The following is a 26,366-nucleotide window of genomic DNA, read 5'->3' as shown; positions in this document are numbered from 1 at the left end:
GGCTTGACTTCGCCCGCGCGGCACTGTGTATCGGCCCGATCCGCCAGCCCCGCCCGAGGACCGACCGATGCACGCCTACCGAACCCACACTTGTGCGCAACTCAACACGTCGAACGTGGGAGAGAATGTCCGCCTGTCCGGCTGGGTGCACCGCGTCCGTGACCATGGTGGCGTCCTCTTCATCGACCTGCGGGACCATCATGGCGTGACGCAGATCCTTGCCGACAGCGACAGCCCCGCCTTCGCCGAGGTCGAGAAGGTGCGGTCCGAGTGGTGCATCCGCATCGATGGCGAGGTGAAGGCGCGCTCACCCGAACTCGTCAACCCGCGTATCCCGACGGGTGAAATCGAGGTCTTCGTGCGCGACCTCGAGGTGCTGGGCTCGGCCGAGGAGCTTCCGCTGCCCGTCTTCGGCGAGCAGGACTACCCGGAGGAGACGCGGCTGCGCTACCGCTTCCTCGACCTCAGGCGGGAGCACCTGCACCGCAACATCATGCTGCGCTCCCACGTCGTGCGCAGCCTGCGCCAGCGGATGTGGGACACCGGGTTCACCGAATTCCAGACGCCGATCATCACCGCCTCGTCGCCCGAGGGCGCGCGCGACTTCCTCGTGCCCTCGCGCCTGCATCCGGGGCAGTTCTACGCGCTGCCGCAGGCGCCGCAGCTCTTCAAGCAGCTCATCATGGTCTCGGGCTTCGACCGCTACTTCCAGATCGCGCCCTGCTTCCGCGATGAGGACCCGCGTGCCGATCGCTCGCCCACGGACTTCTACCAGCTCGACGTGGAGATGAGCTTCGTCACGCAGGACGACGTCTTTCACGCCATCCAGCCGGTGATCCAGGGCGTGTTCGAGGAATTCGGTGGCGGCCGCACCGTGGACGCCGTCTGGCCGCGCATCGCCTACCGCGACGCGATGCTCTGGTACGGCACCGACAAGCCCGACCTGCGCTGTCACATCAAGATGCAGACGGTCTCGGACCACTTCCGCGACTCGGGCTTCGGCATCTTCGCGCGCCTCCTGAACCAGGACGGCACCGAGATTCGCGCGATCCCCGCGCCCGGCGGCGGCAGCCGCGCCTTCTGCGACCGGATGAACAGCTTCGCGCAAGCCGAGGGCCTGCCCGGCATGGGCTACATCATGTGGCGCGAGGCCGAAGGCGGGCCGGAGGGTGCTGGCCCGATCGCCAAGAACATCGGCCCCGAGCGGACCGAGGCGATCCGCAAGCAGCTCGGTCTCGGGGCCGGGGACGCGGCCTTCTTCCTCGGTGGCGCGCCGCACGACTTCGAGCGGGTGGCGGGCAAGGCGCGGGTCGAGGTCGGGCGCGAGCTTGGCCACTTCGAGGAGGACCGCTTCGCCTTCGCCTGGATCGTCGATTTTCCGATGTACGAGAAGGACGACGAGGGAAAGGTGGATTTCTCCCACAACCCGTTCTCGATGCCGCAGGGCGGTCTCGAGGCGCTCGAGGGCAATCCGCTGGAGGTGCTGGGCTTCCAGTACGACCTCGCCTGCAACGGCTACGAGCTCGTGTCGGGCGCGATCCGTAACCACCGGCTCGATGTCATGTTCAAGGCGTTCGAGCTGGCCGGCTACACCGAGGACGCGGTGCGGCGGCGCTTTGGCGGCCTCGTCAACGCGTTCCGCTTTGGCCCGCCGCCGCACGGGGGCTGCGCCGCCGGCATTGACCGGATGGTCATGCTGCTGGCGGACGAGCAGAACATTCGCGAGGTCATCATGTTCCCGATGAACCAGCAGGCGCAGGACCTGATGATGGGCGCCCCCTCGCAGCCCACCAATGAGCAGCTCCGCGAACTTGGCCTCCGCCTCATCCCGCAGGAATGACCGGTCCGCTCGCGGACTGGCGCCCGCCGCCGCTGCCGCCGCGGACGCCGATCGAGGGCCGCTACGTGCAACTGGAGCCGCTGGGGGCGGAGCACGCGCTTGCGCTGCATGAGGCTTTTGCCGAGGATTCCGAAGGCACGATTTGGCGCTTTCTGCCGGTGGGGCCGTTCGGCGCCGACGGCTATGCTAAATGGATCGAAGGTGCGCGGCTCCTCCACGACCCGCTGCACTTCGCGGTGCGGATGGAGGACGGGCGGCTCGGCGGGACGCTAAGCCTGATGCGAATGGCGCCGGCGGTGGGCAGCATCGAGGCCGGATGGCTTACCTTCGCGCCCCGCCTGCAACGCACGCGTGAGGCGACGGAGGCGGTCTTCCTGCTGATGCGCTGGGCGTTCGAGAGCGGCTACAGGCGCTTCGAGTGGAAGTGCGACGCGGCCAACCGCCCGTCGCGCGCCGCTGCGCAGCGCTTCGGCCTGAGCTACGAAGGCGTCTTCCGGCAGGCGGCGGTGGTGAAGGGCCGCAACCGCGACACCGCCTGGTTCGCCGCCATCGACGCGGAGTGGCCGCGCTTGCGGGAAGCGTTCGAAACCTGGCTCGCATCGGCGAATTTCGACGCGAACGGCCGGCAGCGGCACTCGCTGGCGGAGTCCACCCGGCCGATCCTCGTCGCGCGCGACCCGCTTGACTAGTCCCGCCCGCGGTAGGGCTGGACGTACTGCAGCGCCATGTCCCAGGGGAAGAAGATCCAGGTGTCCTGGCTGACTTCGGTGACGAAGGTGTGGACCTGCGGACGGCCCTGCGGCTTGGCGTAGACGGTGGCGAAGTGGGCCCGAGGGAACATCTCGCGCACGAGGCCAACGGTCTTCCCGCTGTCCACCAGGTCATCGACGACGAGGATGCCGCTGCCGTCGCCCATCAGCTCGGCGTCAGGCGACTTGAGGACGCGCACCTCGTGCTGGTCCTGGTGCTCGTAGGACTTGACGCTGATCGTGTCGACGGTGCGGATATCAAGTTCGCGCGCGACGATCATGGCGGGCGCCATGCCGCCGCGGGTGATGGCGACAACGCCGCGCCAGCCGCCGTTTTCCGGACCGTGCCCGTCGAGCCTCCATGCCAGCGCCCGCGCGTCGCGGTGCAACTGGTCCCAGCTGACGTGGAATCCTTTCTCGTGCGGCAGGCGGTCGGTCATGCGCATCTACTCCTCCTCAGAAGGCGGCGATCTTGATGCCGAAGGCAGCGATCAGTCCGCCGAAGGCGCGGTCCACCAGCCCCTTCGCCCGCGCGTAGGCGGCGCGCGCCCGCTGCAGCGAGAAAACCCGCGCCACCAGGATGTACCATAACGTCTCGTCCGCGAAGATGACCGCCAGCAGGAGCGCGACGGCGGCGAGATTGGCGTCGGCGGGAACGAGGCCGACGAAGACGGCGCCGAAGAAGATCGCGGGCTTGGGGTTGGCGAGCTGCGTCATCAGCCCCAGCCGTACGGCGGAGGCGACGCTCCGCGGCACCGCCACGTCTGCATCCGGCATGGGCTCCGCCGCGTGCCGCCAGGTGGCGACGGCAATCCAGACGAGGAAGAGGCCGCCCAGCACCTTCATTGCGGTGAGGAGCCAGGGCGCGATCTCGAAGAGCAGCGCGAGCCCGGTCAGCGCCGCCCCGGCCCAGACCAGCGCGCCGAGCCCAAGTCCGACGGCCAGCCCGGTCGCGGCCCGGAAGCCCTGGCTCGCGGCGGTGCGGACGGAGACCACGAAGGAGGGGCCGGGACTCATTGCCGCCAGCAGGTGAAGGAAGGCGATGGAGGCGAAGGCCGCCGCGCTCATTCCTTAGCGACCGCCTTTGTGATGTCCGGCGCGTCGGGCGCCTTCATGCCCACCACGTGATAGCCGGCGTCGACGTGCAGCACCTCGCCCGTGGTGGCCGAGCCGAGGTCGGAGAGCAGGTAGAGGGCGGACTTGCCCACCTCCTCCTGCGTCACGTTTCGGCGGAGGGGCGAATTGTACTCGTTCCACTTCATGATGTAGCGGAAGTCGCCGATGCCGCTCGCCGCGAGAGTCTTTATCGTGCCGGCGCTGATTGCATTGACGCGGATGCCGTCGCGGCCGAGATCCTCGGCCAAGTAGCGTACCGACGCCTCGAGCGCGGCCTTGGCCACACCCATGACGTTGTAATGTGGCATCACTTTTTCGGCCCCGTAGTAGGTCAGCGTCAGCAGCGAGCCGCCGTCCGGCATCATTGCGGCGGCGCGGCGGCAGACTGCGGTGAAGGAGTAGACCGAGATGTCCATCGAGGTGCGGAAGTTCTCGCGGCTCGTGTCCACGTAGCGGCCGCGCAACTCGGACTTGTCGGAAAAACCGATCGCGTGGACGACGAAGTCGAGCGTGCCCCATTTCTCCCGCAGGGCGTCGAAGAGGGCGTCGAGCGAGTCGCCGTCGCCCACGTCGCACGGCAGGACGAGATCCGATCCCACCTCCGCCGCAAGCGGATCGACGCGCTTCTTCAGCGCTTCTCCCTGGTAGGAGAAGGCCAGCTCGGCCCCGTGCTCGGCCGCGACCTTCGCGATGCCCCAGGCAATGGACTTGTCGTTGGCAAGGCCCATGACGAGGCCGCGCTTGCCCTGCATCAGACCGTCTGCCATGCCGCGCCCCTCTCGTACTGACCTCGAAGTCGTCTATGACATCGGTGGAAAGGCATCAAGGCCGGCCACTTGCGCCTCCGTGGGGTGCGGGCTACGCCACTAACGCCGAAGATGGAGAACCAAATGCTGCAGGACGACATCTTCGCGGGGGAAAGTCCCATCGCCATATTCCGGCGCTGGATGGAAGAGGCGGCGGCGACCGAGCCGTCGGACCCCAATGCCGTCGCGCTTGCCACCGTCGACCATGAGGGGATGCCGAACGTGCGCATCGTGCTCCTCAAGGAAATTGGTGAGGACGGCTTCGTCTTCTACACCAACTACGAGAGCACCAAGGCGCAGGAGCTGACGGCGAACGGCCGCGCCGCCCTTGTCTGTCACTGGAAGTCGCTGCGCCGTCAGGTTCGCGTGCGCGGCCCGGTCGTGCGCGAGGATGGACCGCTTTCCGACGCCTACTTTGCGTCGCGCAGCCTCGACAGCCGCCTCGGCGCCTGGGCGTCGCGCCAGTCGCGGCCGCTCGACTCGCGCGAGACCTTGATGGCCGAGGTCGCGCGTCTGCGCGATGAGCTTGGGGAGGCGCCGCCGCGACCACCCTTCTGGGGAGGTTTCCGGCTCCGCCCGGTCGAGATCGAGCTTTGGGCGGACGGCGTCCACCGGTTGCACGACCGCTTCCGGTTCACGCATTCGGGAAATGTGTGGGAGCGGATCCGACTTAATCCATGACAAGCCACGAAATGATGTTACCATTTGGTCGATGAGCATGGCTGCGACGCTCGACGACCTTTCGTGGTAGGGTATTTTGCTGAAAGACGAAGTTGTAGAAATTGAATCCCGTTCAGGCGCAGCAATGACAGAGCCCGAGGCCTCATCGGCGCGAACGATCGTAGGCCATGTGAAATGGTTCGATCCCGGTAAGGGGTTCGGCTTCGTCGTAGCTGAGGACGGGGGGCCGGACATCCTGCTGCACGCCAACGTCCTGCGCAACTTCGGCCAAAGTTCGGTCGCCGAAGGGTCGCGGATCGAGGTGGCGGTGCAGGACACGCCTCGCGGTGCGCAGGCTACGGTCGTGTACGACATAGAACCACCGGCAAGCGACGAGCCGGCGCTGCCGGACCTCGCGGGTCCGAACGTGCCAGCGGCCGAGGACCTGCCGCTCGAGCCCGCGCGGGTGAAGTGGTTTGACAAGTCCAAGGGCTTCGGCTTTGCCAACGTGTTCGGCAAGCCGGGGGACGTCTTCCTCCATATCGAGGTGCTGCGACGCAGCGGGCTCGCCGACCTTCAGCCCGGCGAGGCGGTCGGCCTCCGCATCATCGACGGCAAGCGCGGGCGCATGGCGCAGCAGGTCACGAGCTGGGAAGCGGCTCTCAAGGAGCGCACTTGATCCGTCTGCTCGCCGTTCTGGTCGCGCTCGCCGGCCCCGCCGCGGCCGCGTGCGACCCCGGCCGGGTCGAGCTGCGCGGCGACTGGGGCGTGGCGAGCTTCGGCGTCGAGATCGCGGACGACCCGGCGGAACGCGCTCAGGGGCTGATGCACCGCGAGTCGCTGCCGGCAAGCCGCGGGATGCTCTTTGTCTACGAGCAGCCGCAGAACGCCTCGTTCTGGATGCGCAACACGCTGATCCCCCTCGACATGATCTTCGCCGACGAAACCGGCCGCGTGACGCACGTGCACGAGAATGCGGTGCCGCTCGACGAGACGCCGATTCCAGGCGGGTCGGGCGTGCTCGCGGTGCTGGAGATCAACGGCGGCATGGCACGACGGCTCGGGATCGAGGAGGGGACGGAGCTACGGCATCCGGCCCTTGATCAGTCGATCGCCGCATGGCCCTGCGACTGAGCGCTGTCGAGGCTCAGCCGGTCACCCATTCGGATCGTCCGCCAGAAACGACCTTGGCCATGCCGCGGCTGTCGCGCCACTCGCGCCCGATGTCGGTGATGAGCGGGCCGCCGTCACGCGCCGGCAGCAGGCGGTTGCCATAGGGCGCCATGAAGTCGTGCAACTTCCTGTTGTGCGGCAGGTACATTTGTTTTTCGGGGTCGAGGTCCGGGTTCATGAGGCCGGCGCAGGTGCGAGCAAATGCGCCGTCGATGAAGCGCGGGCTGGTGCCGAAGGTGCCGGCGCGCCGGCGCCAGACGGTCCAGCCGAAAAGGCGTGTCTTGATGACATGGGTCTTGAACGGCGTCTTGCCGTTCCACTTGTGCTCGACGCTGAGCGGGACGACGGCGCGCGTCCGGCCTGAGAGCAGGGGCAGCACCCGATCGGGCTTGATATCCTCGTTCGCGATCCAGTCGTCCTCGAGGTGCAGGACGGTGCCGTCGGGCGCGTGCGACCAGAGCCGCTGCACGGCCGCGCCGAAGCTCGGCGTCTCGGGCTCGAAGATCCGGGCCTGCGGGAACGTGTCGCGGATCAGCCGCAGGCACGCCGCATGCTCGTCAGGCCCTCCCGCGAAGGGGTCGAGGTTGGCGTAGACATCGCTTATCTCGAAGTGACGGAAGACCCGTTCTGAGAAAGAAGCGAGGGTTTTCTGGAGCAGCGCCGGACGCCGGCCGCACACGAGCGTCAGCGCGAGGGTTGGTCGCTTTTCCTGCCGTTCCCGCATCCTTCGAGCCATACAGCCATGGACCTGCGCCACACAAGCGCCGCTCTTCCCTTTGGCGTGGCGACGGGCTAGCAGTGTGCGCGTCGGGGCGTGGCGCAGCCTGGTAGCGCGGCGGCTTTGGGTGCCGTAGGTCGGAGGTTCGAATCCTCTCGCCCCGACCATCCTACAACTCGCGGTAGATCGTCGATCTGGTTGGTCAAGTGAAACTAGCCACCAGATGTGGTGAAAGTTTCATTGACGTGGGCACGAGAATCGCTCCACCTTGTATCTACCGGCCGGCAAGACACCACATATAGGCGTCGCGGTGCGGGGGACGGACATCGGTAGGCGGGCGCCGGTTTCATGCAGGCACCTCGTAGACAGACGGAGCGCCCGTCTGCCGATGCAGCCTCGCGAGCCGGCAAACGAACCGGAACGAGAGGATAGATTCATGAAAGTCGCGCGCGAGTTCACCACTGCCGGAGCGGATGCCTACGAGCGCATCGACTTCACCACGACATCCTCCGAGATCCGTAACCCGGACGGCAAGATCGTTTTCCGCCTCGACGAACTCGACGTGCCGGCGCGCTGGAGCCAGGTCGCCTGCGACGTGATCGCGCAGAAATATTTCCGCAAGGCTGGCGTCCCCGCGCGTCTGAAGCGCGTCCGCGAGAAGGACGTGCCGGAGTTCCTGTGGCGCTCCGTCGCCGACGAGAGCGCGCTGGCTGAACTGCCCGAGGATGCGCGCTACGGCGGCGAGACGTCCGCACGGCAGGTCTTTGACCGCCTCGCCGGCGCCTGGGCCTACTGGGGCTGGAAGGGCGGCTACTTCTCGTCCGAGGAGGACGCCCGCGCCTACTACGACGAGATGCGCCACATGCTGGCCGCGCAGATGGGTGCGCCCAACAGCCCGCAGTGGTTCAATACCGGGCTGCACTGGGCCTACGGCATCGATGGGCCGAGCCAGGGGCACTTCTATGTCGACCACCGCAGCGGCAAGCTGACGAAATCGTCCTCGGCCTACGAGCACCCGCAGCCGCACGCCTGCTTCATCCAGTCCGTCGCCGATGATCTCGTGAACGAGGGCGGCATCATGGACCTTTGGGTGCGGGAGGCGCGGCTCTTCAAGTACGGCTCCGGCACCGGCACCAACTTCTCATCGCTGCGCGCCGAAGGCGAGTCGCTCTCGGGCGGCGGCAAGTCGTCGGGCCTGATGGGCTTCCTCAAGATCGGCGACCGTGCGGCGGGCGCAATTAAGTCGGGCGGCACCACGCGCCGCGCGGCCAAGATGGTGATCTGCGACGCCGATCATCCCGACATCGAGGACTTCATCAACTGGAAGGTCCGGGAGGAGCAGAAGGTCGCCTCGCTCGTTGCCGGCTCGAAGATGCATGAGCAGAAGCTCAACTGGATCTTCTCTGCCATTGCGTGCTGGGACGGCACGGTAGAGGACGCGACGGACCCGTTTAAGAACGACGCGCTGAAGAAGGCGATCCGCTCGGCCAAGAAGGCGGCGATCCCCGAGACCTATGTCAACCGCGTGCTGCAGTATGCGCGGCAGGGTTATACCTCGATCGAGTTCCCGACCTACGACACCGACTGGGACAGCGAAGCCTATGCCTCGGTCTCGGGGCAGAATTCGAACAACTCGGTGCGCGTCACCGACGCCTTCCTCCAGGCGGTGAAGGACGACGCGGACTGGGAGCTGCTGCGCCGCACCGACGGCAAGGTGGCGCGGACGATCAAGGCCCGCGACCTCTGGGAGCAGATCGGCCACGCCGCCTGGGCCTGCGCCGACCCGGGCATCCAGTTCCACGACACGATCAACGCCTGGCACACCTGCCCGGAGGACGGGGCGATCCGCGCCTCGAACCCGTGCTCGGAGTACATGTTCCTCGACGACACGGCCTGCAACCTGGCGTCGATGAACCTGCTGACCTTCTGGAGGAACGGCGCGTTCAAGGCCGAGCAGTACGTCCACGCGACGCGGCTCTGGACCCTCACGCTGGAGATCAGCGTGCTGATGGCGCAGTTCCCGTCGAAGGAGATCGCGCAACTCAGCTACGACTTCCGTACGCTGGGCCTCGGCTACGCCAACATCGGCGGCCTCCTGATGAACATGGGCCTTGGCTATGACAGCGAGGCGGGCCGGGCGATGTGCGGCGCGCTGACGGCGCTGATGACCGGCACCGCCTACGCCACGTCGGCCGAGATTGCCTCCGAGGTTGGCGCCTTCCCCAGCTATGAGCGCAACGCGCAGCACATGCTGCGGGTGATCCGCAATCACCGCACCGCGGCACGCGGCGGCGGCGCCTACGAGGGGCTGGCGGTGGAGCCGGTGGCGCTCGACCGCGCCAACTGCCCGGATGTGCGGCTGGTACAAATGGCGGGCGAGGCGTGGGACCGGGCGCTGGAGCTCGGCCAGCGGCACGGCTATCGCAATGCGCAGACGACGGTGATCGCGCCGACCGGCACGATCGGCCTGGTGATGGACTGCGACACCACGGGGATCGAGCCGGACTTCGCGCTGGTGAAGTACAAAAAGCTGGCCGGCGGCGGCTACTTCAAGATCATCAATCGAAGCGTGCCCGCCGCGCTCGAGACGCTGGGTTATGCACCGGCGCAGATCGAGGAGATCGTCGCCTACGCAGTCGGCCACGGCTCGCTCGGCAACGCGCCCGGCATCAACACCACCGCCCTCGTCGGCCACGGCTTCGGCCCGCGCGAGATCGCCAAGGTCGAGGCCGCGCTGCCGGGCGCGTTCGACATCCGATTTATCTTCAACCAGTGGACGCTGGGCGAGGACTTCTGCCGCGACGCGCTCGGCATTCCAGCGGACAAGCTCGCGGACCCGACTTTCGACCTGCTGCGGCACCTTGGCTTCACCCGCGCCGAGGTCGAGGCGGCGAACGACCATGTCTGCGGGACGATGACGCTGGAGGGCGCGCCGCATCTCGACCCCGCGCACTACCCGGTCTTCGACTGTGCCAACCCCTGCGGCAAGAAGGGCCGCCGCTACCTCGGCGCCGAGAGCCACATCCACATGATGGCGGCGGCGCAGAGCTTCATCTCGGGCGCGATCTCCAAGACGATCAACATGCCAAACAGCGCCTCGATCGAGGACTGCCAGCGCGCCTACGAGCTGTCGTGGAGCCTGGGCGTCAAGGCGAACGCGCTCTACCGCGACGGCTCCAAGCTCAGCCAGCCACTGGCCTCGGCCCTCGTCGAGGACGACGAGGAGGCGGAGGAAACGCTCGCCACCGGCTCGGCGCAGGAAAAGGCGACGGTGCTGGCAGAAAAGATCGTCGAGAAGGTGATCGTGCGGGATGCCGTCCGCTCGCACCGCGAGAAGATGCCGCAGCGCCGCCGCGGCTACACCCAGAAGGCGATCGTCGGCGGCCACAAGGTCTATCTCCGCACCGGCGAGTACCAGGACGGCACTCTGGGCGAAATCTTCATCGACATGCACAAGGAAGGCGCCGGCTTTCGCGCCATGATGAACAACTTCGCCATCGCCGTGTCGGTCGGCCTGCAATACGGCGTGCCGCTCGAGGAGTTCGTCGAGGCCTTCACCTTCACCCGGTTCGAGCCGGCGGGTATGGTGCAGGGCAACGAGACGATCAAGAACGCGACGTCGATCCTCGACTACATCTTCCGGGAGCTGGCAGTCAGCTATCTCGACCGCACCGACCTCGCGCACGTCCAGCCGGAGGGCGTCAGCTTCGACGACCTCGGCCGGGGCGAGGAGGAGGGTCGCTCCAACGTCTCGCCGGTGTCCGAGACCGCGGCGTCCAAGTCGCTGGAGGTGCTGCGCCAGATCAGCTCGACTGGCTATCTCCGCAAGCGGCTGCCGCACGAGCTCGTGGTGCTGCAGGGCGGGGCGGCGGTCACGCTCGACGCGAGCACATCAGCCGCTGTCGCCGCGCAGGCTGTCGCCACGGGAATGGTCGAGACCTCGCCGGCGGCGGATGCGCGCACCAAGGCGCGGATGCAGGGCTACGAGGGCGACCCGTGCGGCGAGTGCGGCAACTATACGCTGGTGCGCAATGGTACCTGCATGAAGTGCAACACCTGCGGCGGCACGAGCGGGTGTAGCTGACTGCGAGCACGCGAAACTGTTCGCTCGGGCCCGTCTCCGCTCCGGAGGCGGGCCTGCCGCGTCGGAGAGACGTCAGGTAAATATCGCTTGCATAAGAATGTGCGCATTCTCGTGGTGCCAAAACACCTTTATTGCGTTACACCGGATTGGGCGGTCGATTGTCTGTGCTTATGCGCATGTTCAGAGCGCTCGTCGCGCCCGTGGTTGTACCACTCGTCGCGAGGGTTGCATGAACCTGGATTCGCTCGTCGTCACGGCTGCCACGCTCGACGAGGGCACCGCGTATGTCGAGGATCTGTTGTCGGTGCGCCTCTCACCAGGAGGCCGTCACGACGGCGCGGGCACCCACAACAACCTGCTGTCGCTCGGGCCTGACTGCTACCTGCAGGTGGTCGCTGTCGATCCGGACGCGCCTCCGCCCGTACGACCGCGCTGGTTCAATCTGGACTGGTTCCGCGGTCCGCCGCGGCTCAGCGGTTGGTTCGTGCGGGTGCCGGATGTCGAGGAGGCAATTCGGTACGGGATGGAGGGGATGAGCCCGCCGCAGCGGATCGCGCGCGAGACGTTCGCATGGCGGATCTCCATTCCTCGCGACGCGATGGAGCAGGAGGTTTGCTGCGCGCCCGCGTTCCTCGAATTGCTGGGCGCGCCGATGCCGGACATCCTGCCCGACGTGGGATGCCGGTTGATCGAGCTGCAGGTCGGTCACCGCGATCCGCAGTCGCTGAGGCTCCCGCCGATCGAGCGCGTGAAGTTAACCGCGAGCGAGCATCCCGGACTGCGCGCCATCATCGCGACGCCGAGCGGTGGCCGGCTTCTGACGTGACAATACGACTGGCGCGACCTGCCGACGCGGCGTCCGTGGCCGCGATCTGGAACCCGCTGATCCGGGAGACGACGATCACCTTCAATGCGGCAGAGCACGCGGAGGACGCCCTCGCCGCCATGATCGGTGAGCGCGCGCAGGGCGCATGCGCGTTCCTCGTGGCCGACATCGACGGCGAGGTGGCAGGTTTCGCCACCTACGCCCAGTTCCGGGCGGGGATCGGCTACCGCCACACGATGGAGCACACGATCCACCTTGCGCCCTCTGCCCGGGGTCGCGGGCTGGGGCGGCAACTCATGGCGGCTCTCGAGACACATGCGGCCGAGCGCGGGGTGCATTCCCTGATCGCGGGCGTGAGCGCGGAGAATCCCGGCGGCCGCGCCTTCCACGTCGCCCTCGGCTATGACGAGATCGCGGTCCTGCCGGAGGTCGGCCGCAAGTTCGGGCGCTGGATCGGTCTCCACCTCATGCAGAAGGTGCTCGGGAAGACCTGACACCTTTCGCCCCCTGCGCCCCCATGCGATAGCCTGACGCCATGTCGATCTGGAGACGCATCGCAGCCGCTCTTTCGGCGCTTGCCTCGGGCGAGGGGCTGGCCGCGCTGTTCGACCGCCTGCGCAGCCCGCCGGAGCGCAGCGTCGCCTTCGCCATAGCGGTCATCGCGCTTGGCGCCAAGATGGCCAAGGCCGATGGCCGCGTCACCCGCGACGAGGTGACCGCGTTCCGCGAGGTATTCACCATCCCGCCGGGCGAAGAGGAGAACGCGGCCCGCGTCTTCAACCTTGCTCGAAAGGACATCGCGGGATTTCAGGATTACGCCCGGCGCATCGGCAGGATGTTCGGCGAGGGGAGCGAGACGCTCGCCGACCTGCTGGAGGGCCTCTTCCACATCGCGGTCGCGGACGGGGCCTATCACCCGGCCGAGGATGATTTCCTGCACCGCGTCTCGGTCCTCTTCGGCCTGCCGGACCGGCAATTCCGCAGCATCCGCGCGCGTTTCGTACCCGATGCGGATCCCGATCCCTACGACGTGCTCGGCGTGGAGCCCGGGACACCTGTCGCCGAAGTGCGGGCCGCGTGGCGCCGCCTCGTGCGCGAGACGCATCCCGACCGGATGCTGGCGCGGGGCGTGCCGGAAGAGGCGATCAAGCTCGCTGAGAAACGCCTGGTGGCCATCAACCGTGCCTGGCGCGAGATCAGCGGCGAAGCGGCCTGACAAGTCGCCCGACCGTGCTACCATACGGAGCATGAAACGACTTGTGGTGATACTGGTGCTTTGCGCCGCACAGGCACAGGCACAGGTGCAGGAGGACGGCGAGGTGGAGCGTGGCTTCGACCTCCTGTCGCGCGGGGCTGAGACGCTGCTGCGCGGCCTGCTGGGCGAGATGGAGCCTGCACTGCAGCAGCTTCGCGAGCTGGCCGGCGACCTCGACGCCTATGAGGCGCCGGAGATGCTACCCAATGGCGACATCATCATTCGCCGCAAGACGCCGCTGCCCGATGACGAGGTGCCGGAGGAGATGCCCGAGGGCGGCATCGAACTCTAGCGCCGCATCACCACGGGTGACGCGTCGAGGGCCGAGGCCAGCGCGTGGAAACGGCTCGCCGCGACTTCGCCGAAGAGCCCGTCCGCCTCGCGCGAGACGTGCATCTCCAGCCGCTTCTTGCGCGGGAACCACCGCATCTCGCCCATGGCGGCGGGGTCCTCCACGCTGAACATCGCGCCGAAGCGCATCGCGCGGCCGAGCACTTCGGCCAGCTTGATCTCCTTCGGCGGCAGGAGCGAGACCGCGGCCTCGAATCGGCCGTCGCGCGAGCCCTTGTAGCGGTGGAGCAGGGAGAGGCCGAGGAACACCCGCTCCTGATGCGTGAGCCCGCCGAGATTGGCGCGGGTGGCGTTGTCGAAGCAGACCTCGTGGCGATAATCCGGGTGCGCCCGCCAGCTCACGTCGTGCAGCAGGCAGGCGGCGCGGACGAGGCGCAGACGGTCGTCCGGCATCGCCTTGAAGATCGGCATCACGAAGCGGTAGAGCTGTCGACCGAAACCCGGCATCCGCGCGTCCTTGCTCTCGGCAAAGCGGCAGGATTCGATCAGCGGGTCGCGCGCCCGCAGCTCCGGCGGCATCTGCTCGTAGAGCATCCCCTCGCGGATGCCGTAGCTCGATATGGCGATTTCGCGCGGGCGAAAGCCCTTCACCACGCCGCGCAGCACGTGCGACGCCACCGGCACCAGCGCCATCCGCGCCTCGCTGAGGTCGGCGCGCTGGCGCAGCGCCTGGATGTCGTTCTGCGCGATCCAGTCCACCGTCTCGACCACCGCCTGCGGCGTCATCCGGTATTCGTGCAGGACCGTCAGCGGATAGTTCCGCCGCAGCATGTCGAGCCGCGCGATGGCACGCCATGATCCGCCGACGAGAAACAGGCGGTCGGGGGCCTTGCCCATCCGCTCGACGAGTCCGGAGACCATGCCCGCGATATGGCCCTTCAGCTTGGCCGGCTTCACCTCCGCCAGGCGGAACGGCCCCAGCGGCGATGTCACCCGCTCGCCCACCTTGCCGTCGCCGATCCGGGCGAGCTCCATTGATGAGCCGCCGATGTCGCAGATCAGCCCCTCCGCTCCGGGCCAGCCCAGCAAAACCCCCTGAGCCGAGAGCCGCGCCTCCTCCTCGCCGTCGATGACCCAGAGGTCGATGCCCGTTTCCTTGCGCACCTCCTCGCGGAAGGTCGGGCCGTCGGCCGCCTCCCGCACCGCGGCCGTGGCCACGGAGATCAGGGGCGAGACCGCCATGCCCTTGGCGATGAGGGCAAAGCGCCGTAACGCCGCGAGCGCCCTCGCGCGGCCCTCGGGGTGCAGACGGCCGGTCTCGTTGAAGCCGCGGCCGAGGCCGCACATGACCTTCTCGTTGTAGAAATACGCCGGGCTGCGGGCGGCTCCGTCGAAGACGACGAGGCGGACCGAGTTCGAACCGACGTCGATCACCCCGACGCGGCTGAGCGCACGGGCCTTTGGGCTGTCGAAGAGCGGCCGTCCGAACGGCCCCCATCCAGTGCCGTCATCTGCCATGGACGGTTCCTCCGCAGGTGCAGGGCTCAACCTGTCGTTCATGGGCCAGTGCGTCAATCGCTTGAATGGGTCAGTTCCGGAACATCGGCCGCGCCTGCCGAGCCCCGCCCCGAGAGCGACGGATTCTCCATGAAGAAACGGTGGCAGCTGAACGCCCGCTCGCCCGGCGGCACGTCGCGGTCGAACGTTCCGTCCGGCCTCAGCACCCAGCTTTGCGCCACGTCGGCCATGTTCGCCGCCATGATCTGACTGGCAATCTGCGCCTTCACCGTCGGGTTCCGGCACTCCACCAGCGTCTCGACCCTGCGGCCGAGGTTGCGGCCCATCCAATCGGCCGACGAGATGAAGACCCGTGCCTTGGAGTGCGGCAGACCGTGACCGTCGCCGAAGCAGACGATCCGGCTGTGTTCGAGGAAGCGGCCGACGATCGACTTGACGCGGATGTTCTCGCTGAGCCCCTTCAGGCCCGGTCGCAGTCCACAGATCCCGCGAACGACCAGGTCGATCCGCACACCGCGGCGCGAGGCGTCGTAGAGTGCGTCGATCACGTCCGGATCGATCAGCGCGTTCAGCTTGGCCCAGATCACGGCAGGCCGTCCCGCCTCGGCCTGCCGCGCTTCGGCGTCGATCATCTCAAGGAGCCGCGTCTTAAGCGTCAGTGGCGAGATTGCGAGGTTCTCCAGGCCGACCGGCTGCGCATATCCCGAAAGGTAATTGAAGACCTTCGTCGCGTCCCGTCCCAGCGCCGCGTCGCAGGTGAAGAGGCTGAGGTCGGTGTAGATCCGCGCCGTGATCGGATGGTAGTTGCCGGTCCCGTAGTGCGTGTAGGTCACGAGCCGCGTGCCTTCGCGCCGGACGACCGTCGCGATCTTGGCGTGCGTCTTGTAGTTGAGAAAGCCGTAGACGACATGCGCTCCTGCCCGCTCGAGCCGGCGCGACTGACGGATGTTCGCCGCCTCGTCGAACCGCGCCTTGAGTTCGACGAGCGCGGTGACGGACTTGCCCGACTCCGCCGCTTCGCAAAGCGCCGCGACAATCGGCGACTGGATCGAGGTGCGGTAGAGCGTCTGCTTGATCGCCACCACGTCGGGATCGGCCGCGGCCTGCGCGAGGAAGCGCACCACCATGTCGAACGTCTCGTAGGGGTGGTGCAGCAGCATGTCCTTCTGCCGGATCGCGGCGAACATGTCGCCGTCGTGGTCCTGCACCCGCTCCGGGACCCGCGGCGTGAAGCTGGGCCAGAGCAGGTCGGGCCGGTCGTCCACCACGAGTTCGGAGAGCGCGGCAATGCCGATCAGCCCCTCGATCTCGATCACCTCATGCGTGCGGACGTGGAGCTGGTCCATGATGAGCCGGCGCAGACCCTCCGGCGCGCCCGCCGACATCTTCATCCGTACCACCTCGCCGCGACGGCGGCGCTTGAGCGCCGTCTCGAACTCGCGCACCAGGTCCTCGGCTTCTTCCTCGACCTCGAGGTCGCTGTCGCGCAGTACGCGAAAGGCGCAGTTGCCGACCTCGGCATAGCCCGGGAACAGGCTGTCGAGCTTGAGAAGCAGCAGCTCTTCCAGCGGGAGGAAGCGGTGGCCGTCGCCCGGCAACCTCAGGAACCGGTCGATCTGGTGCGGGATCGGCAGCAGCGCCTGAAGCTTGCGGCGGTCCGACCGCCGCTCGAGCTGCAGCCCGAGGCAGAAGCCTGCGTTCGGGATGAATGGGAACGGGTGCGCCGGGTCGATGGCGAGCGGCGAGAGGACCGGGAACACCTGCTCGAGGAATGCCGCGTCGAGATGGCGCCGCTCCTCCTCGGTCAGCTCGGCTCGGGTCAGGATGTGCATTCCGGTCGCCGCCATTTCGCCCTGCAATACCTGCAAGACCGACTGCTGGCGCTTCATCAGCGCCCGCGCCCGTTCGTCGATCAGCACGAGCTGCTCGGCGGGCGTGCGGCCGTCCGCCGCGGGCGTCGTGTTTCCGGCGTGCGCGAGCTCCCTTAGGCCCGCGACGCGAACGGTATAGAACTCGTCGAGGTTCGCCGCCGAGATCGACAGGAAGCGCAGTCTCTCCAGCAGCGGCACGCGCTCGTTCTCGGCCTCCTCAAGTACGCGCCAGTTGAAGGCGATCCAGCTGAGCTCGCGGTTGAAGAAGCGCTGCGGCCCGTCCAGCGCGACGTCCTCCAGCTCGACCGGCGGGGGCAGGGGGGCTGTCAGGAAATCGGTCTCCGGGATTCGGCTGGCTTCCGGCGCTGCGGCCGAGGCGGTCAGGTCAGGCACGGGTTGCATGATCCTCCTCCAGCAGGCGGCGCGCCATCTCGCGGGTGATCCTCGAGCGTGAGGCCAGCGCGAGCCCGTCGAGCCGCGCCACGATCCGGCGCGCCGCGGCGAACGAGCGATCCATGTGCGTCGCAAGGTAGTCCACCAGCCGCGGCGAGACAGCCTGCTGGCAGTCGGCGAAGAGCTTGACCAGCACCGCGCGCAGGAGGTCGTCGTCCGGCGCATTGAGCCCGGCCAGCCCCGCCGCGCCGATGCGGCTGGCGAGATCCGGCAGCCGCACCCCCCAACGCGCTGGTGCCTCGCGCGCGGTCAGGAGGAGCGAGCCGCCACTCTCCAGCACCATGTTGTGCAGGTGAAAGAGCATCCGTTCGGCCTCCGCGTCACCCGCGATGCGGTCGGCGTCCTCGACCGCGAGATTTCCGGGCGCCACCTCGGCCGGAGTGGCCGACGCGAGATCCGGGGCCGCCAGGACACGCGCCTCCGCCTCGGCGGCCCAGATGTGGGCGAGGTGGGTCTTGCCGCTGCCGGGCGGTCCCGTCAGCACCAGCTTTCGCGTCGGCCAGTCGCGCCAGGCATCGATCTGCGCCAGCGCAACATCGTTGCAGGGCGAGACGAGGAACGCCTCGCGGCCCAGCGCCGGACGCGCGGGGAGGTCGAGGCCGAGCTGCCGTGGATCAGCTCTCGCCGCCATCGCCGATCCCGGTGTAGAGCGTGCTGTCACGGTAACGCTCGATGCCGAAACGCACGAGTACGCCGATGATGGCGGCGACCGGGACCGCCACGAGCAGCCCCACGAAGCCGAAGAGCGCCCCGAACGCCGAGAGCGCGAAGATCAGCCAGACCGGATGCAGGCCGACGCTGTCGCCCACGAGCTTCGGCGTCAGGATGTTGCCCTCGACGAACTGGCCCGACTGGAAGATCGCCCAGACGGCGACGATCCAGATCCAGTCGCCCCAGAATTGGAATAGCGCCAGCCCAATGGACATGACGCCGCCGACGAGGGCGCCGACGTAGGGGATGAAGGTCAAGAGCCCGGCGATGAACCCGATCACCAGTCCGAACGGCAGCCCCACCGCCATCAGCGCCACCGCGTAGTAGGTGCCGAGGATGATGCAGACCGTGCCCTGGCCCCGGATGAAGCCCGCCAGCGTGTCGTCGATCTCCCGCGCGAGGCGCCGGATCACCGGCGCGTGGTCGCGCGGCAGCAGCGCGTCGACACGCGCCACGATTCGGTCCCAGTCCATCAGCAGGTAGAACGTCACCACCGGCACGATGACGACCAGCACCAGCGCGTTCACCACGCTGCCAACCGAGGCAAGGAGGCCCTGCACCAGCTCGCCCCCCCGCGCGCGCACCGTCTCACCCACATCGCTCAGCGAACGACGCAGGATCGAATCCTCGTCGATGTAGGACGGGAACCGCTCGATCAGGAACGCCTGCAGGTTCTGAACGATCTCCGGCGCGGCCTCGGCGAGCGCCGTCGCCTGGTTCACCAGCGTCGGCACGACGAGGAGGACGAGCACCACGAAGATTAGCAGGGCGACGATGGTGATGACCATCGTTGCCCAGATCCGCGGCAGTCCACGCCGCTGCAGCCAGTCCGCCACCGGATCGAGGATATACGCAACGGCAGCGCCGAGGATGAACGGCAGGATGACGTCACCGAGCAGCCACAGCAGGAAGATGAACGCCAGTGTGGCGATCCCCCAGTATTTCAGCTGTTCGCGTACCGGCAGGGCCATGCAGCGTCATCGCTCAACCCCGTCTTTCGCGCAAGGGCCGCGGCTTGCCCGCCCCCCTGCGATCGCCTAGAGCGGACGGATCATTCTGCGCCGGAAAAGCACATGCGCCTGTCACGTTACTTCCTCCCCGTCCTCAAGGAGACGCCCGCCGAGGCGCAGATTGTCAGCCACCGGCTGATGCTGCGGGCGGGCATGATCAAGCAGGCCGCCGCCGGCATCTATTCCTGGCTGCCGCTCGGCTATCGCGTACTGCGCCGCGTCGAGCAGATCGTCCACGAGGAGCAGCAGCGTGCCGGCCACATCCCGCTCCTGATGCCGACGCTTCAGTCGGCGGACCTGTGGCGCGAGAGCGGGCGCTACGATGCCTACGGCGAGGAGCTCCTGCGGATCCGCGACCGGCACGACCGCGACATGCTCTACGGCCCGACGAACGAGGAGATGATCACCGACATCTTCCGCAGCCACGTCTCGAGCTACCGCGACCTGCCGCTGACGCTTTACCACATCCAGTGGAAGTTCCGCGACGAGGTGCGGCCACGCTTTGGCGTCATGCGCGGGCGCGAGTTCCTGATGAAGGACGGCTACAACTTCGATGTTGACCGCGACGCCGCCATCCACGCCTACAATCGCCACATGGTGAGCTACCTGCGCACTTATGAGCGGATGGGCCTGCAGGCTATTCCGATGCGTGCGGCCTCCGGCCCGATCGGCGGGGACGATACGCACGAGTTCCTGGTGCTGGCCGAGACGGGCGAGTCGGAGGTCTTCTACGACAGCGCCATCACCGACCTGCGCCTCGGCGACCGCGTCGTCGACTTCGACAGCCGCGACGAATGCCGCGCCATCGTTGACGAATGGACCGCCCCCTACGCCCGCACCGACGAGACCCACGACGAGGCGGCCTTCGCCGAGCGCGTCCCGACCGAGCGGCAGCGCCGGTCGCGCGGCATCGAGGTGGGGCAGATCTTCTACTTCGGCACCAAATATTCCGAGCCGATGGGCGCGCTCGTCACCAACGACGCGGGCGAGCGGGTCCCGGTCCACATGGGGTCGCACGGCATCGGCGTCAGCCGCCTTCTCGGCGCGATCATCGAGGCGAGCCACGACGAGAACGGCATCATCTGGCCCGAGGGCGTGACGCCGTTCCACTGCGGCATCGTGAACCTCAGACAGGGTGACGCCGCGACCGATGCGGCTTGTGAGCAGCTCTACGCCACGCTGACGGCGCGTGGACTCGATCCGCTCTACGACGACCGTGACGAGCGCGCGGGCGCCAAGTTCGCGACCATGGACCTGGTCGGCCTCCCCTGGCGTATCACCGTGGGCCCGCGGGGATTGAACGCCGGCAAGGTCGAGCTGACCAGCCGCCGGACCGGCCGGTCCGAGGAAATGTCTCTCGAGGACGCCGTGGCGCGCGTGGCAGATATCTACGCCGCCGCGTAAGTCCCTTCAGCCTCGCCCGCTGTGAGCCGCCTCGATGTCCGGACTGGTCGAGAAGACGACCGGCAGTCCGCGCACGCCCCGGGGCCATGCCGCGCACCCGCTCAGGATCAAGCAGGGGAGTCCCGACGTCCACCGCCGCGCCGCATCCGGAGTCGCCGACACTGCCAGTCCTCCGCCTGCTTCCCTGTTCGAGCCGAAACCTCGACGGTCATAGCAAAGCGTCATTCCGCGCCGTGGCGGATGCGGCCTCCCCAACTTGCGAAAGCGCTAGGCCTTGGGCCCTGCGCCGCGCGAAGCAGGTTAGCGGCAGACGGAGGGCAGGATCTCGACTTCCTCGATCAGCAGGCCCTCGCCCGCATCCTTAGCCTCGAGGTGCACCGTCAGCGGCCGGCTGCCCTGCATGACGTCCACCACGACGGGGATCGTCCGGCTCGTGCGGCTGGCGGAGGGATCTTCATACCGCCATCGGTAGGCGCGCTGGTCGCGGGCGTAGTCTGGGATCCAGAGCCATGTCTTCGTGCGCTCGGGAACGGCGGGGCGGATGGAGTCGGCAGCCAGGTGCACTGCCGCGTAGGAGATGCCGTCGGGGTCCGAGAAGGTCACATAGAATCGCGCCCGGCCGCCGCCGAGGCAGACCGTTGAGATCGGCTCCGCCGCCCTTGCTCCGGTGATCACTGCGGTGGGGGCGTCAGCCGAGGCGGCCGAAGCCGTAGCGAGTGCCGCCACCACAGCCAGTGTCAGGAACCGGATCATCGCGCACCTCCCTCAGTTGCGCGGAGGATGCCTGACAGAGCGGCGGCGGCAAGGCTAAAACTCGCTTGACCGCAACTTCGGCGCGGCCCACATCCCGCCTCGTGTCGCGCTCCACCACACCCTTCGCGGGCCATGAATGGCTGATCGCCTGGCGCTATCTCAGGGCGCGGCGGGCTGAGGGCGGGGTCAGCGTGATGACCTGGATCAGCCTGATCGGCATCACGCTCGCGGTCTTCGCTCTGATCGCGACGCTGGCTGTTCGCGCAGGCTTCCGGGCAGAGTTCGTGGACACGATCCTTGGCGCCAACGCCCACGTGACCGTCTATTCGCAAGGCCGCGTCACCGATACGGGCGCGAACGTAAGCACCCTCGGCGACTACGCCGCGATGGCCGAGCGGGTCGCCGCGGTCCCGGGCGTCACCCGCGTTGCGCCGCTGGTCCGCGGGCAGGTGATGGCCAACGCCCACGGCCAGAACGCGGGCGTGCAGGTCTTCGGCATCCACGAGGATGATCTCGCGGCCCTGCCGCGGATCGCCGACCCGCAGACCGGCATGGGCGACATCGGCCGCTTTACCGAGGGCATCGCAATGGGCGAGGGTGTGGCGCGCTCGTTGAGCGTCGGCGTCGGCGACACCGTCCGCCTGATCTCGCCCGACGGCGCACGTACCGCCTTCGGCACCAGCCCCCGCATCTCGGCCTACGAGGTGGTCTATGTATTCAGCGCCGGGCGCTACGACATCGACCAGACCCGCGTCTACATGCCGTTCGCCGAGGCGCAGACCTACTTCAACCGGCAGGGCGTGGCCGACGAGCTCGAGGTGATGGTCGAGGAGCCGGAGGCGGTCGACACCATCGCGCCCGCCATCGCCGAGGCCGCCGGTCAGGGCACGCTGCTCTGGACCTGGCGCGACGCCTCCGGCGCGTTCCTGCGTGCGCTCGATATCGAGGACAACGTGATGTTCGTCATCATGTCGGTGCTGGTCCTGATCGCGGCGATGAACATCGTCTCGGGCCTCGTGATGCTGGTGAAAAACAAGGGCCGCGACATCGGCATCCTGCGCACCATCGGCCTGACCGAGGGCGCGATCCTGCGGATCTTCTTCCTCTGCGGCGCGTCGACGGGGCTCATCGGCACCGTACTGGGCGTGGCGCTGGGGGTGCTCTTCACGCTCTACGTCCAGCCGATATTCGACGCGGTGGACTGGCTCTCGGGGGGCACGGCTTGGGACGCTTCGGTGCGCGGCATCTACGAGCTGCCGGCGGTGCTCCGGGCGCGCGACGTGGTCTCGGCGGTCCTGCTGTCACTCGGCCTCAGCTTTCTCGTCACGCTCTTTCCGGCGCGGCGCGCGGCGCGGATGAACCCGGTCGAGGCGCTGCGCTATGAGTGACGCGCCCCCGGTGCTCGAGCTACGCGAGGTCGCCAAGGCCTACAACCGCGGCAAGCCGGCAGAGGTTACCGTGCTGAGCGGCGCGACGCTCACGCTCCGGCGGGGGGAGCTGGTGGCGCTCGTCGCCCCGTCCGGCGCCGGCAAGTCGACGCTCCTGCACATCGCGGGCCTGCTGGACCGCCCCGACAGCGGCACCGTCCGGCTGGGCGGCGAGGACATGGATGGCCTCTCCGACCGCCGCCGCACCGCCGCCCGCCGCGGCGAGATTGGCTTCGTCTACCAGGCGCACCACCTCCTGCCGGAGTTCAGCGCCGAAGAGAACGTCGTGCTGCCACAGTTGGCCAACGGCACCCCGCGCCGCGCCGCGCGGGAGCGGGCGCGCGACCTGCTGGGTCACGTCGGCCTGGCCGCGCGGGCGGATCACCGGCCCGCCGCGCTCTCCGGGGGCGAGGCGCAGCGCGTGGCCGTCTGCCGGGCGCTCGCCAACCGGCCACGTCTGCTGCTGGCGGACGAGCCAACCGGCAACCTCGACCCGGCGACGGCCGAGAACGTGTTCGACGTGCTGATCGGCCTCGTGCGCGAAACCGGGCTGACCGCCCTGATCGCGACACACAACCTCGACCTCGCGGCCCGTATGGACCGCACGCTGCGCATGGCCGGGGGCCACGTCGCCTGAGGCTCAGCGCGTTCCGTAGACCGCGACGCCGACCTTACGTCCGTCGCCCTCTGCGTCGAGCGCGAAACCCGCGTGGCTGAAGCCGGCTGCATCCTCGGGCGCCAGCTCACCGGCGAACCAGGGCACGTCAGGCTCCGTCACTTCCGCGCCGCACGCCTCGCACGCGGCGACCCGCACAGAGAGGCCGGTCCAGCCGCCGCCACCCTCCGGCAGGAGCGAGAAGAGGTCGTTCGGGATTCCGGCAAGTTCCTCTCCCTCGAGCTCCACCGCGCCTGCGACGGAGCGCGCCACCTGATCCAGCGCCGCGGCTGGCTCGAGGTCGCCATCGTGCTGGGCCAGCAACCGGTCCGCCGCCTCGTCGGGTGAGATCGGCGTTGGGTCGACGTCGTTCGCCGCACCGCGGCTGCGGCCGGGGCCGGCGAAGGTCTGCACGGCGTAGACGGCGCGGCCGCGGCTCGCCATCGCGAAGCCGAAGCTGTCGATGCCACGGCGCAGGATGTTCTCGCGGTGACCGGGGCTCTGCATCCAGCCGCTCTGGAAGCCGTCGACGCGGGCGCGGTCGGCGCCGCCGCAGCCTTCGCACATGGCGATGTTCTCGGCGATCAGCTGCCCGCGCCGGCCGCCCGCCGCGCGGAAGCGGTCGCGGAGTGTGCGGCCCGAGGGCGAGACGTGGGCGTGGTAGTCGCGGCGTGCCATGTCCTCGGCGTGGGCGCGGGCGGCTTCCATCAGCGGGGGCGAGAGGGCGAGCGGGTTCAGGCCCTGCTCGGCACGTGCCTCGTTGACGAGGGTGAGGGCCTGGCGGGCGAGGTCCTGAGCGGGGCTGGCGGTCGCGAAGAGGACGAGGGCGAGGGCGGCGGCGAGGGTGCGGATCATCTGGCCTCGGCTGTTCGGCTGGCGGGGAGGGTTCCGGAAATTTCCAGTATCAACTTGCGCTTGACGGACTCGGCGAAGGTGTCGGGGCCTGCGGCGGTGACGACGAAGGCGCCGCGACCCCCGATCACGCGCTGTTCGTAGAGAAGCTCGAGGTCCGGGCCGGAGGGCTGGCCGGAGCAGGTGCGGCAGAGGACGGCGAGGGCGTTGATGGTGATGCCGGCGGCAAGGACCTCGTCGCGGGAGGTCTCGATCGGGGGGCCGGTCCAATTGTTGGCGCTGTCGCCGGAGAAGTCGATCACCTTGCGCCAACCCTCCAGATCGTTGTTTTCGATGAGTTCCTTGCCCTTGAGCAGCGCCGCGCCGATGCCGTTGCGGCCGAAGGCGCGCTGCGGCGGGGGCAGGAGGGCGGCGGCGAAGGCGGTGGCGGACTCGGCGCCGTCGATGACGGTCCAGGGGACGACGACGTCCTGCGAGGCGGCGCTGCCCCACTCGACATAGGTGACGGCGATGCTGCCGTAGGCGGTGTTGGAGATCGCGGCCAGCACCTCCGGGTCTGTCAACGCCGTCGCGTAACCCATTCTCTGAAAACGGATTTCATCTGGGTCGATGGAGCCGCTGGCGTCGGCGAGGAGGACGAGCTCGAGCTCGACGTCCTGCGCCGCCAAGGGGAGCGGAGCGAGCAGGAGGGTGAGGGCGAGGATCAAGTTCCGCATGGGAAACTCCCGATATCCGGGTAAGCTAGAGCCATCGGGCCGACCTGCCACCCTGGAGACTTGATATGAAAAAGCTGTTTCTTGCCATAGCGTTGCTGGCGCTTCCTGCCGCCGCGCAGGAGGAAGGGGAGGAGCTGTTCCAGACATTTTGCGCGACCTGCCATGGTGTGGACGCGCGGGGCGAGGGGCCGATGGCCGCGCTCTTGACCGTGCCGCCGACGGACCTGACCGGGCTCACCGCCTCACACGGGGGAGAGTTCCCGACATTTCAGGTGGTTAGGCGGATCGATGGGCGCGATCCGCTGCTGGCCCACGGGGGGCCGATGCCGGTCTGGGGCGGTTTCTTCGAGGGCGATGGCGGGGCGCTGCGGGAGGAGACGGGGCAGCCGATCCTGACGAGCTCGGCCATTGCCGATCTGGTGCGCTGGCTGCAGAGCGTGCAGGAATAGTTGCAAATACTTGCAAGACCGGAGGGCCGGTTTTGCAACTTCATGCAAGTCTTGCAAGACGGCCTGCGGCCGTCGTTGGGCCGCTCACGGCTGTTTCGCCGGCGCCGCTCATCCGGTCACCGCCTGTTAATTTCGTCTGTCTAGGGAGTGCGCATTGCGGGACGAAAGGCCGGAGACGGTCCCCGCGGCGACACCCAGATGGAGAGAACAATGGGCAAGACACTACTGGCTTCGGCCGCGCTGAGCCTGGCGCTGGCGGGAGCGGCGGCTGCGCAACAGGTCACCTTCGGCACGCTCGACGCCGACGCCGACGGGCTGGTGACGCTGCGGGAGCTCGAGGCCGTGTTCGGCCCCGCGGGTGCTGCGCGGGTTCTGGAAAACCAGGATCTGACCGGCGACCAGGCGATCTCGCGCGACGAGGCGCGGTCCGTCGACCGCGACGACAGCACCGGGCGCGAGCGCGCCGAACGGCAGGCCGCGGAGTCGCGGGGAACCCGCGATGACGAGCCGAAGCGTCTGACCCGGCTGTTCCAGCTGCAGCCCAAGCCGCCCGTGCCCGATCATCACGTGAAGCCCGATCCGATCGTGGATCCGCATCCTCTGCCCGAGCCGATCCCCCACCCGGAGCCCGAGCCGATCCCTGAGCCTGAACCCCAGCCCGAGCCTCAGCCGGAGCCCCAACCCGAGCCGGAGCCTCAGCCGGAGCCTCAGCCGGAGCCTCAGCCGGAGCCCCAGCCGGAGCCTGAGCCCCAGCCGGAGCCTCAGCCGGAGCCGGAGCCGCTGCCCTGACCGAATGCAACGACGCCCGATGCCGATCCGGCCGATAGCGGGAAACGTACCTCGGGCGAATTCTGACAATCTTGTGCTGACCTGCCGGCCATCGGCAGGTCAGCAAGCCGGACGCGCCGTCGCGCGCGAGCCGCATCCTCGCCACCGAGGACGCCAGCGGCGACGGCGTCCTCTCCCGCGCCGAGGCCGAGGCCGCGCTGGCCGAGGACGCGGACTGGCGAGACTATGAGGGGCGGGGCG

General features: G+C 68.3%; 26 protein-coding genes and 1 tRNA gene. 16 read left to right on the top strand and 11 right to left on the bottom strand.

Going from position 1 to position 26,366, the window contains the following annotated elements; translation table 11 throughout:
* The first annotated feature begins 67 nt into the window (after nt 1-67).
* Together aspS and JM664_RS14935 are read left to right on the top strand one after the other, a co-directional pair.
* Nucleotides 68-1,840, top strand: a complete 1,773-nt coding sequence (gene aspS / locus JM664_RS14940; RefSeq protein ID WP_227420715.1) for an aspartate--tRNA ligase — start codon at nt 68-70, stop codon at nt 1,838-1,840.
* Complete coding sequence (locus JM664_RS14935; RefSeq protein ID WP_227420714.1) at nt 1,837-2,529, top strand: GNAT family N-acetyltransferase; 693 nt, start codon at nt 1,837-1,839, stop codon at nt 2,527-2,529. The genes aspS and JM664_RS14935 overlap by 4 nt, the downstream gene beginning before the upstream one ends.
* Here JM664_RS14935 and gpt read toward each other — a convergent pair.
* Genes gpt through fabI form a run of 3 tightly spaced genes read right to left on the bottom strand, consistent with a single transcriptional unit; the run spans nt 2,526 to nt 4,472 of the window.
* A complete protein-coding gene (gene gpt / locus JM664_RS14930) occupies nt 2,526-3,029 on the bottom strand; it encodes a xanthine phosphoribosyltransferase (RefSeq protein WP_227420713.1) in 504 nt (167 codons plus the stop codon). The genes JM664_RS14935 and gpt overlap by 4 nt on opposite strands.
* Nucleotides 3,030-3,045: 16 nt before the next feature.
* The gene (locus JM664_RS14925) at nt 3,046-3,657 is read right to left on the bottom strand and encodes a LysE family translocator (protein WP_227420712.1); all 612 of its coding nucleotides are present in this window, start codon (nt 3,655-3,657) and stop codon (nt 3,046-3,048) included.
* Nucleotides 3,654-4,472 carry an enoyl-ACP reductase FabI gene (fabI, locus tag JM664_RS14920; protein WP_227420711.1) on the bottom strand — a complete coding sequence of 273 codons (819 nt, stop codon included), beginning with the start codon at nt 4,470-4,472 and terminating at the stop codon, nt 3,654-3,656. Before fabI ends, JM664_RS14925 begins: the two co-directional genes overlap by 4 nt.
* A gap of 123 nt (nt 4,473-4,595) precedes the next feature.
* Between fabI and pdxH the strand changes: the two genes are divergently transcribed.
* The 3 genes from pdxH to JM664_RS14905 all read left to right on the top strand — a co-directional run bounded on the left by pdxH (nt 4,596) and on the right by JM664_RS14905 (nt 6,305).
* A complete protein-coding gene (gene pdxH, locus JM664_RS14915; protein ID WP_227420710.1) occupies nt 4,596-5,192 on the top strand; it encodes a pyridoxamine 5'-phosphate oxidase in 597 nt (198 codons plus the stop codon).
* Nucleotides 5,193-5,316: 124 nt separating this feature from the next.
* The gene (locus tag JM664_RS14910) at nt 5,317-5,850 is read left to right on the top strand and encodes a cold-shock protein (RefSeq protein ID WP_227420709.1); all 534 of its coding nucleotides are present in this window, start codon (nt 5,317-5,319) and stop codon (nt 5,848-5,850) included.
* Nucleotides 5,847-6,305: a DUF192 domain-containing protein gene (locus JM664_RS14905; RefSeq protein WP_406675809.1), complete on the top strand. Its 459-nt coding sequence runs from the start codon at nt 5,847-5,849 to the stop codon at nt 6,303-6,305. Before JM664_RS14910 ends, JM664_RS14905 begins: the two co-directional genes overlap by 4 nt.
* A gap of 13 nt (nt 6,306-6,318) precedes the next feature.
* Here JM664_RS14905 and JM664_RS14900 read toward each other — a convergent pair whose 3' ends face one another.
* Nucleotides 6,319-7,068 carry a hypothetical protein gene (locus tag JM664_RS14900; protein WP_227420708.1) on the bottom strand — a complete coding sequence of 250 codons (750 nt, stop codon included), beginning with the start codon at nt 7,066-7,068 and terminating at the stop codon, nt 6,319-6,321.
* An 84-nt stretch (nt 7,069-7,152) separates the two neighbouring features.
* Between JM664_RS14900 and JM664_RS14895 the strand changes: the two genes are divergently transcribed.
* The 6 genes from JM664_RS14895 (at nt 7,153) to JM664_RS14870 (ending at nt 13,519) form a co-directional block, all read left to right on the top strand.
* Nucleotides 7,153-7,229 (top strand) — tRNA-Pro (locus JM664_RS14895).
* 269 nt (nt 7,230-7,498) lie between these two features.
* Nucleotides 7,499-11,146 (top strand): vitamin B12-dependent ribonucleotide reductase, encoded by a 3,648-nt coding sequence (locus JM664_RS14890; RefSeq protein WP_227420707.1) that lies wholly within the window; start codon nt 7,499-7,501, stop codon nt 11,144-11,146.
* 229 nt (nt 11,147-11,375) lie between these two features.
* A complete protein-coding gene (locus JM664_RS14885; protein ID WP_227420706.1) occupies nt 11,376-11,972 on the top strand; it encodes a VOC family protein in 597 nt (198 codons plus the stop codon).
* Between the two features lie 35 nt (nt 11,973-12,007).
* Complete coding sequence (locus JM664_RS14880) at nt 12,008-12,466, top strand: GNAT family N-acetyltransferase (protein WP_406675808.1); 459 nt, start codon at nt 12,008-12,010, stop codon at nt 12,464-12,466.
* A 41-nt stretch (nt 12,467-12,507) separates the two neighbouring features.
* Nucleotides 12,508-13,188 (top strand): molecular chaperone DjiA, encoded by a 681-nt coding sequence (locus JM664_RS14875; RefSeq protein WP_227420704.1) that lies wholly within the window; start codon nt 12,508-12,510, stop codon nt 13,186-13,188.
* 31 nt (nt 13,189-13,219) lie between these two features.
* A complete protein-coding gene (locus JM664_RS14870) occupies nt 13,220-13,519 on the top strand; it encodes an AAA+ family ATPase (protein ID WP_227420703.1) in 300 nt (99 codons plus the stop codon).
* On the opposite strand, the gene JM664_RS14865 is transcribed toward JM664_RS14870, so the two are convergent.
* Genes JM664_RS14865 through JM664_RS14850 form a run of 4 tightly spaced genes read right to left on the bottom strand, consistent with a single transcriptional unit; the run spans nt 13,516 to nt 19,042 of the window.
* Nucleotides 13,516-15,036 (bottom strand): Ppx/GppA family phosphatase, encoded by a 1,521-nt coding sequence (locus JM664_RS14865; protein WP_227420702.1) that lies wholly within the window; start codon nt 15,034-15,036, stop codon nt 13,516-13,518. The two genes, JM664_RS14870 and JM664_RS14865, sit on opposite strands and share 4 nt — an antisense overlap.
* Nucleotides 15,037-15,089: 53 nt before the next feature.
* A complete protein-coding gene (locus JM664_RS14860) occupies nt 15,090-17,255 on the bottom strand; it encodes an RNA degradosome polyphosphate kinase (RefSeq protein ID WP_227420749.1) in 2,166 nt (721 codons plus the stop codon).
* A gap of 37 nt (nt 17,256-17,292) precedes the next feature.
* Nucleotides 17,293-17,991, bottom strand: coding sequence for a P-loop NTPase family protein (locus JM664_RS14855; RefSeq protein ID WP_227420701.1), 699 nt, complete (start codon nt 17,989-17,991; stop codon nt 17,293-17,295).
* Nucleotides 17,975-19,042 (bottom strand): AI-2E family transporter, encoded by a 1,068-nt coding sequence (locus tag JM664_RS14850; protein ID WP_227420700.1) that lies wholly within the window; start codon nt 19,040-19,042, stop codon nt 17,975-17,977. Before JM664_RS14850 ends, JM664_RS14855 begins: the two co-directional genes overlap by 17 nt.
* Before the next feature lie 102 nt (nt 19,043-19,144).
* Here JM664_RS14850 and proS point away from each other — a divergent pair, with 102 nt between their 5' ends.
* Nucleotides 19,145-20,485 (top strand): proline--tRNA ligase, encoded by a 1,341-nt coding sequence (gene proS, locus JM664_RS14845; protein ID WP_227420699.1) that lies wholly within the window; start codon nt 19,145-19,147, stop codon nt 20,483-20,485.
* A gap of 300 nt (nt 20,486-20,785) precedes the next feature.
* Here the strand turns inward: proS and JM664_RS14840 are convergent, their stop codons facing one another.
* Nucleotides 20,786-21,238 (bottom strand): hypothetical protein, encoded by a 453-nt coding sequence (locus tag JM664_RS14840; RefSeq protein ID WP_227420698.1) that lies wholly within the window; start codon nt 21,236-21,238, stop codon nt 20,786-20,788.
* A gap of 101 nt (nt 21,239-21,339) precedes the next feature.
* Here JM664_RS14840 and JM664_RS14835 point away from each other — a divergent pair, with 101 nt between their 5' ends.
* Both JM664_RS14835 and JM664_RS14830 read left to right on the top strand, forming a co-directional pair.
* Nucleotides 21,340-22,626: a lipoprotein-releasing ABC transporter permease subunit gene (locus JM664_RS14835; RefSeq protein WP_227420697.1), complete on the top strand. Its 1,287-nt coding sequence runs from the start codon at nt 21,340-21,342 to the stop codon at nt 22,624-22,626.
* On the top strand, nt 22,619-23,302 hold the full coding sequence (locus tag JM664_RS14830; RefSeq protein ID WP_227420696.1) for an ABC transporter ATP-binding protein: 684 nt from the start codon (nt 22,619-22,621) through the stop codon (nt 23,300-23,302). Before JM664_RS14835 ends, JM664_RS14830 begins: the two co-directional genes overlap by 8 nt.
* A gap of 3 nt (nt 23,303-23,305) precedes the next feature.
* Here the strand turns inward: JM664_RS14830 and JM664_RS14825 are convergent, their stop codons facing one another.
* Nucleotides 23,306-24,175 (bottom strand): CAP domain-containing protein, encoded by an 870-nt coding sequence (locus JM664_RS14825; protein WP_227420695.1) that lies wholly within the window; start codon nt 24,173-24,175, stop codon nt 23,306-23,308.
* A complete protein-coding gene (locus tag JM664_RS14820; protein WP_227420694.1) occupies nt 24,172-24,888 on the bottom strand; it encodes a DUF1194 domain-containing protein in 717 nt (238 codons plus the stop codon). Before JM664_RS14820 ends, JM664_RS14825 begins: the two co-directional genes overlap by 4 nt.
* A 65-nt stretch (nt 24,889-24,953) precedes the next feature.
* On the opposite strand from JM664_RS14820, the gene JM664_RS14815 reads away from it, so the two are divergent.
* Nucleotides 24,954-25,337: a c-type cytochrome gene (locus JM664_RS14815; protein ID WP_227420693.1), complete on the top strand. Its 384-nt coding sequence runs from the start codon at nt 24,954-24,956 to the stop codon at nt 25,335-25,337.
* Between the two features lie 210 nt (nt 25,338-25,547).
* Nucleotides 25,548-26,126, top strand: coding sequence for a hypothetical protein (locus tag JM664_RS14810; RefSeq protein WP_227420692.1), 579 nt, complete (start codon nt 25,548-25,550; stop codon nt 26,124-26,126).
* Nucleotides 26,127-26,366: the final 240 nt, after the last annotated feature.

It is taken from the genome of Roseitranquillus sediminis (assembly GCF_016918935.1).
Classification (GTDB): Bacteria; Pseudomonadota; Alphaproteobacteria; order Rhodobacterales; family Rhodobacteraceae; genus Roseitranquillus; species Roseitranquillus sediminis.
Note: the sequence above shows the minus strand (reverse complement) of the source record. Positions and strands in the feature narration are given on the sequence as shown.

Coding starts and splice junctions, on each gene's coding strand:
- aspS (WP_227420715.1), top strand. CDS start 68: ATGCACGCCTACCGAACCCACACTTGTGCGCAACTCAACACGTCGAAC.
- JM664_RS14935 (WP_227420714.1), top strand. CDS start 1,837: ATGACCGGTCCGCTCGCGGACTGGCGCCCGCCGCCGCTGCCGCCGCGG.
- gpt (WP_227420713.1), bottom strand. CDS start 3,029: ATGACCGACCGCCTGCCGCACGAGAAAGGATTCCACGTCAGCTGGGAC.
- JM664_RS14925 (WP_227420712.1), bottom strand. CDS start 3,657: ATGAGCGCGGCGGCCTTCGCCTCCATCGCCTTCCTTCACCTGCTGGCG.
- fabI (WP_227420711.1), bottom strand. CDS start 4,472: ATGGCAGACGGTCTGATGCAGGGCAAGCGCGGCCTCGTCATGGGCCTT.
- pdxH (WP_227420710.1), top strand. CDS start 4,596: ATGCTGCAGGACGACATCTTCGCGGGGGAAAGTCCCATCGCCATATTC.
- JM664_RS14910 (WP_227420709.1), top strand. CDS start 5,317: ATGACAGAGCCCGAGGCCTCATCGGCGCGAACGATCGTAGGCCATGTG.
- JM664_RS14900 (WP_227420708.1), bottom strand. CDS start 7,068: ATGCGGGAACGGCAGGAAAAGCGACCAACCCTCGCGCTGACGCTCGTG.
- JM664_RS14890 (WP_227420707.1), top strand. CDS start 7,499: ATGAAAGTCGCGCGCGAGTTCACCACTGCCGGAGCGGATGCCTACGAG.
- JM664_RS14885 (WP_227420706.1), top strand. CDS start 11,376: ATGAACCTGGATTCGCTCGTCGTCACGGCTGCCACGCTCGACGAGGGC.
- JM664_RS14875 (WP_227420704.1), top strand. CDS start 12,508: ATGTCGATCTGGAGACGCATCGCAGCCGCTCTTTCGGCGCTTGCCTCG.
- JM664_RS14870 (WP_227420703.1), top strand. CDS start 13,220: ATGAAACGACTTGTGGTGATACTGGTGCTTTGCGCCGCACAGGCACAG.
- JM664_RS14865 (WP_227420702.1), bottom strand. CDS start 15,036: ATGGCAGATGACGGCACTGGATGGGGGCCGTTCGGACGGCCGCTCTTC.
- JM664_RS14855 (WP_227420701.1), bottom strand. CDS start 17,991: ATGGCGGCGAGAGCTGATCCACGGCAGCTCGGCCTCGACCTCCCCGCG.
- JM664_RS14850 (WP_227420700.1), bottom strand. CDS start 19,042: ATGGCCCTGCCGGTACGCGAACAGCTGAAATACTGGGGGATCGCCACA.
- proS (WP_227420699.1), top strand. CDS start 19,145: ATGCGCCTGTCACGTTACTTCCTCCCCGTCCTCAAGGAGACGCCCGCC.
- JM664_RS14840 (WP_227420698.1), bottom strand. CDS start 21,238: ATGATCCGGTTCCTGACACTGGCTGTGGTGGCGGCACTCGCTACGGCT.
- JM664_RS14830 (WP_227420696.1), top strand. CDS start 22,619: ATGAGTGACGCGCCCCCGGTGCTCGAGCTACGCGAGGTCGCCAAGGCC.
- JM664_RS14825 (WP_227420695.1), bottom strand. CDS start 24,175: ATGATCCGCACCCTCGCCGCCGCCCTCGCCCTCGTCCTCTTCGCGACC.
- JM664_RS14820 (WP_227420694.1), bottom strand. CDS start 24,888: ATGCGGAACTTGATCCTCGCCCTCACCCTCCTGCTCGCTCCGCTCCCC.
- JM664_RS14815 (WP_227420693.1), top strand. CDS start 24,954: ATGAAAAAGCTGTTTCTTGCCATAGCGTTGCTGGCGCTTCCTGCCGCC.
- JM664_RS14810 (WP_227420692.1), top strand. CDS start 25,548: ATGGGCAAGACACTACTGGCTTCGGCCGCGCTGAGCCTGGCGCTGGCG.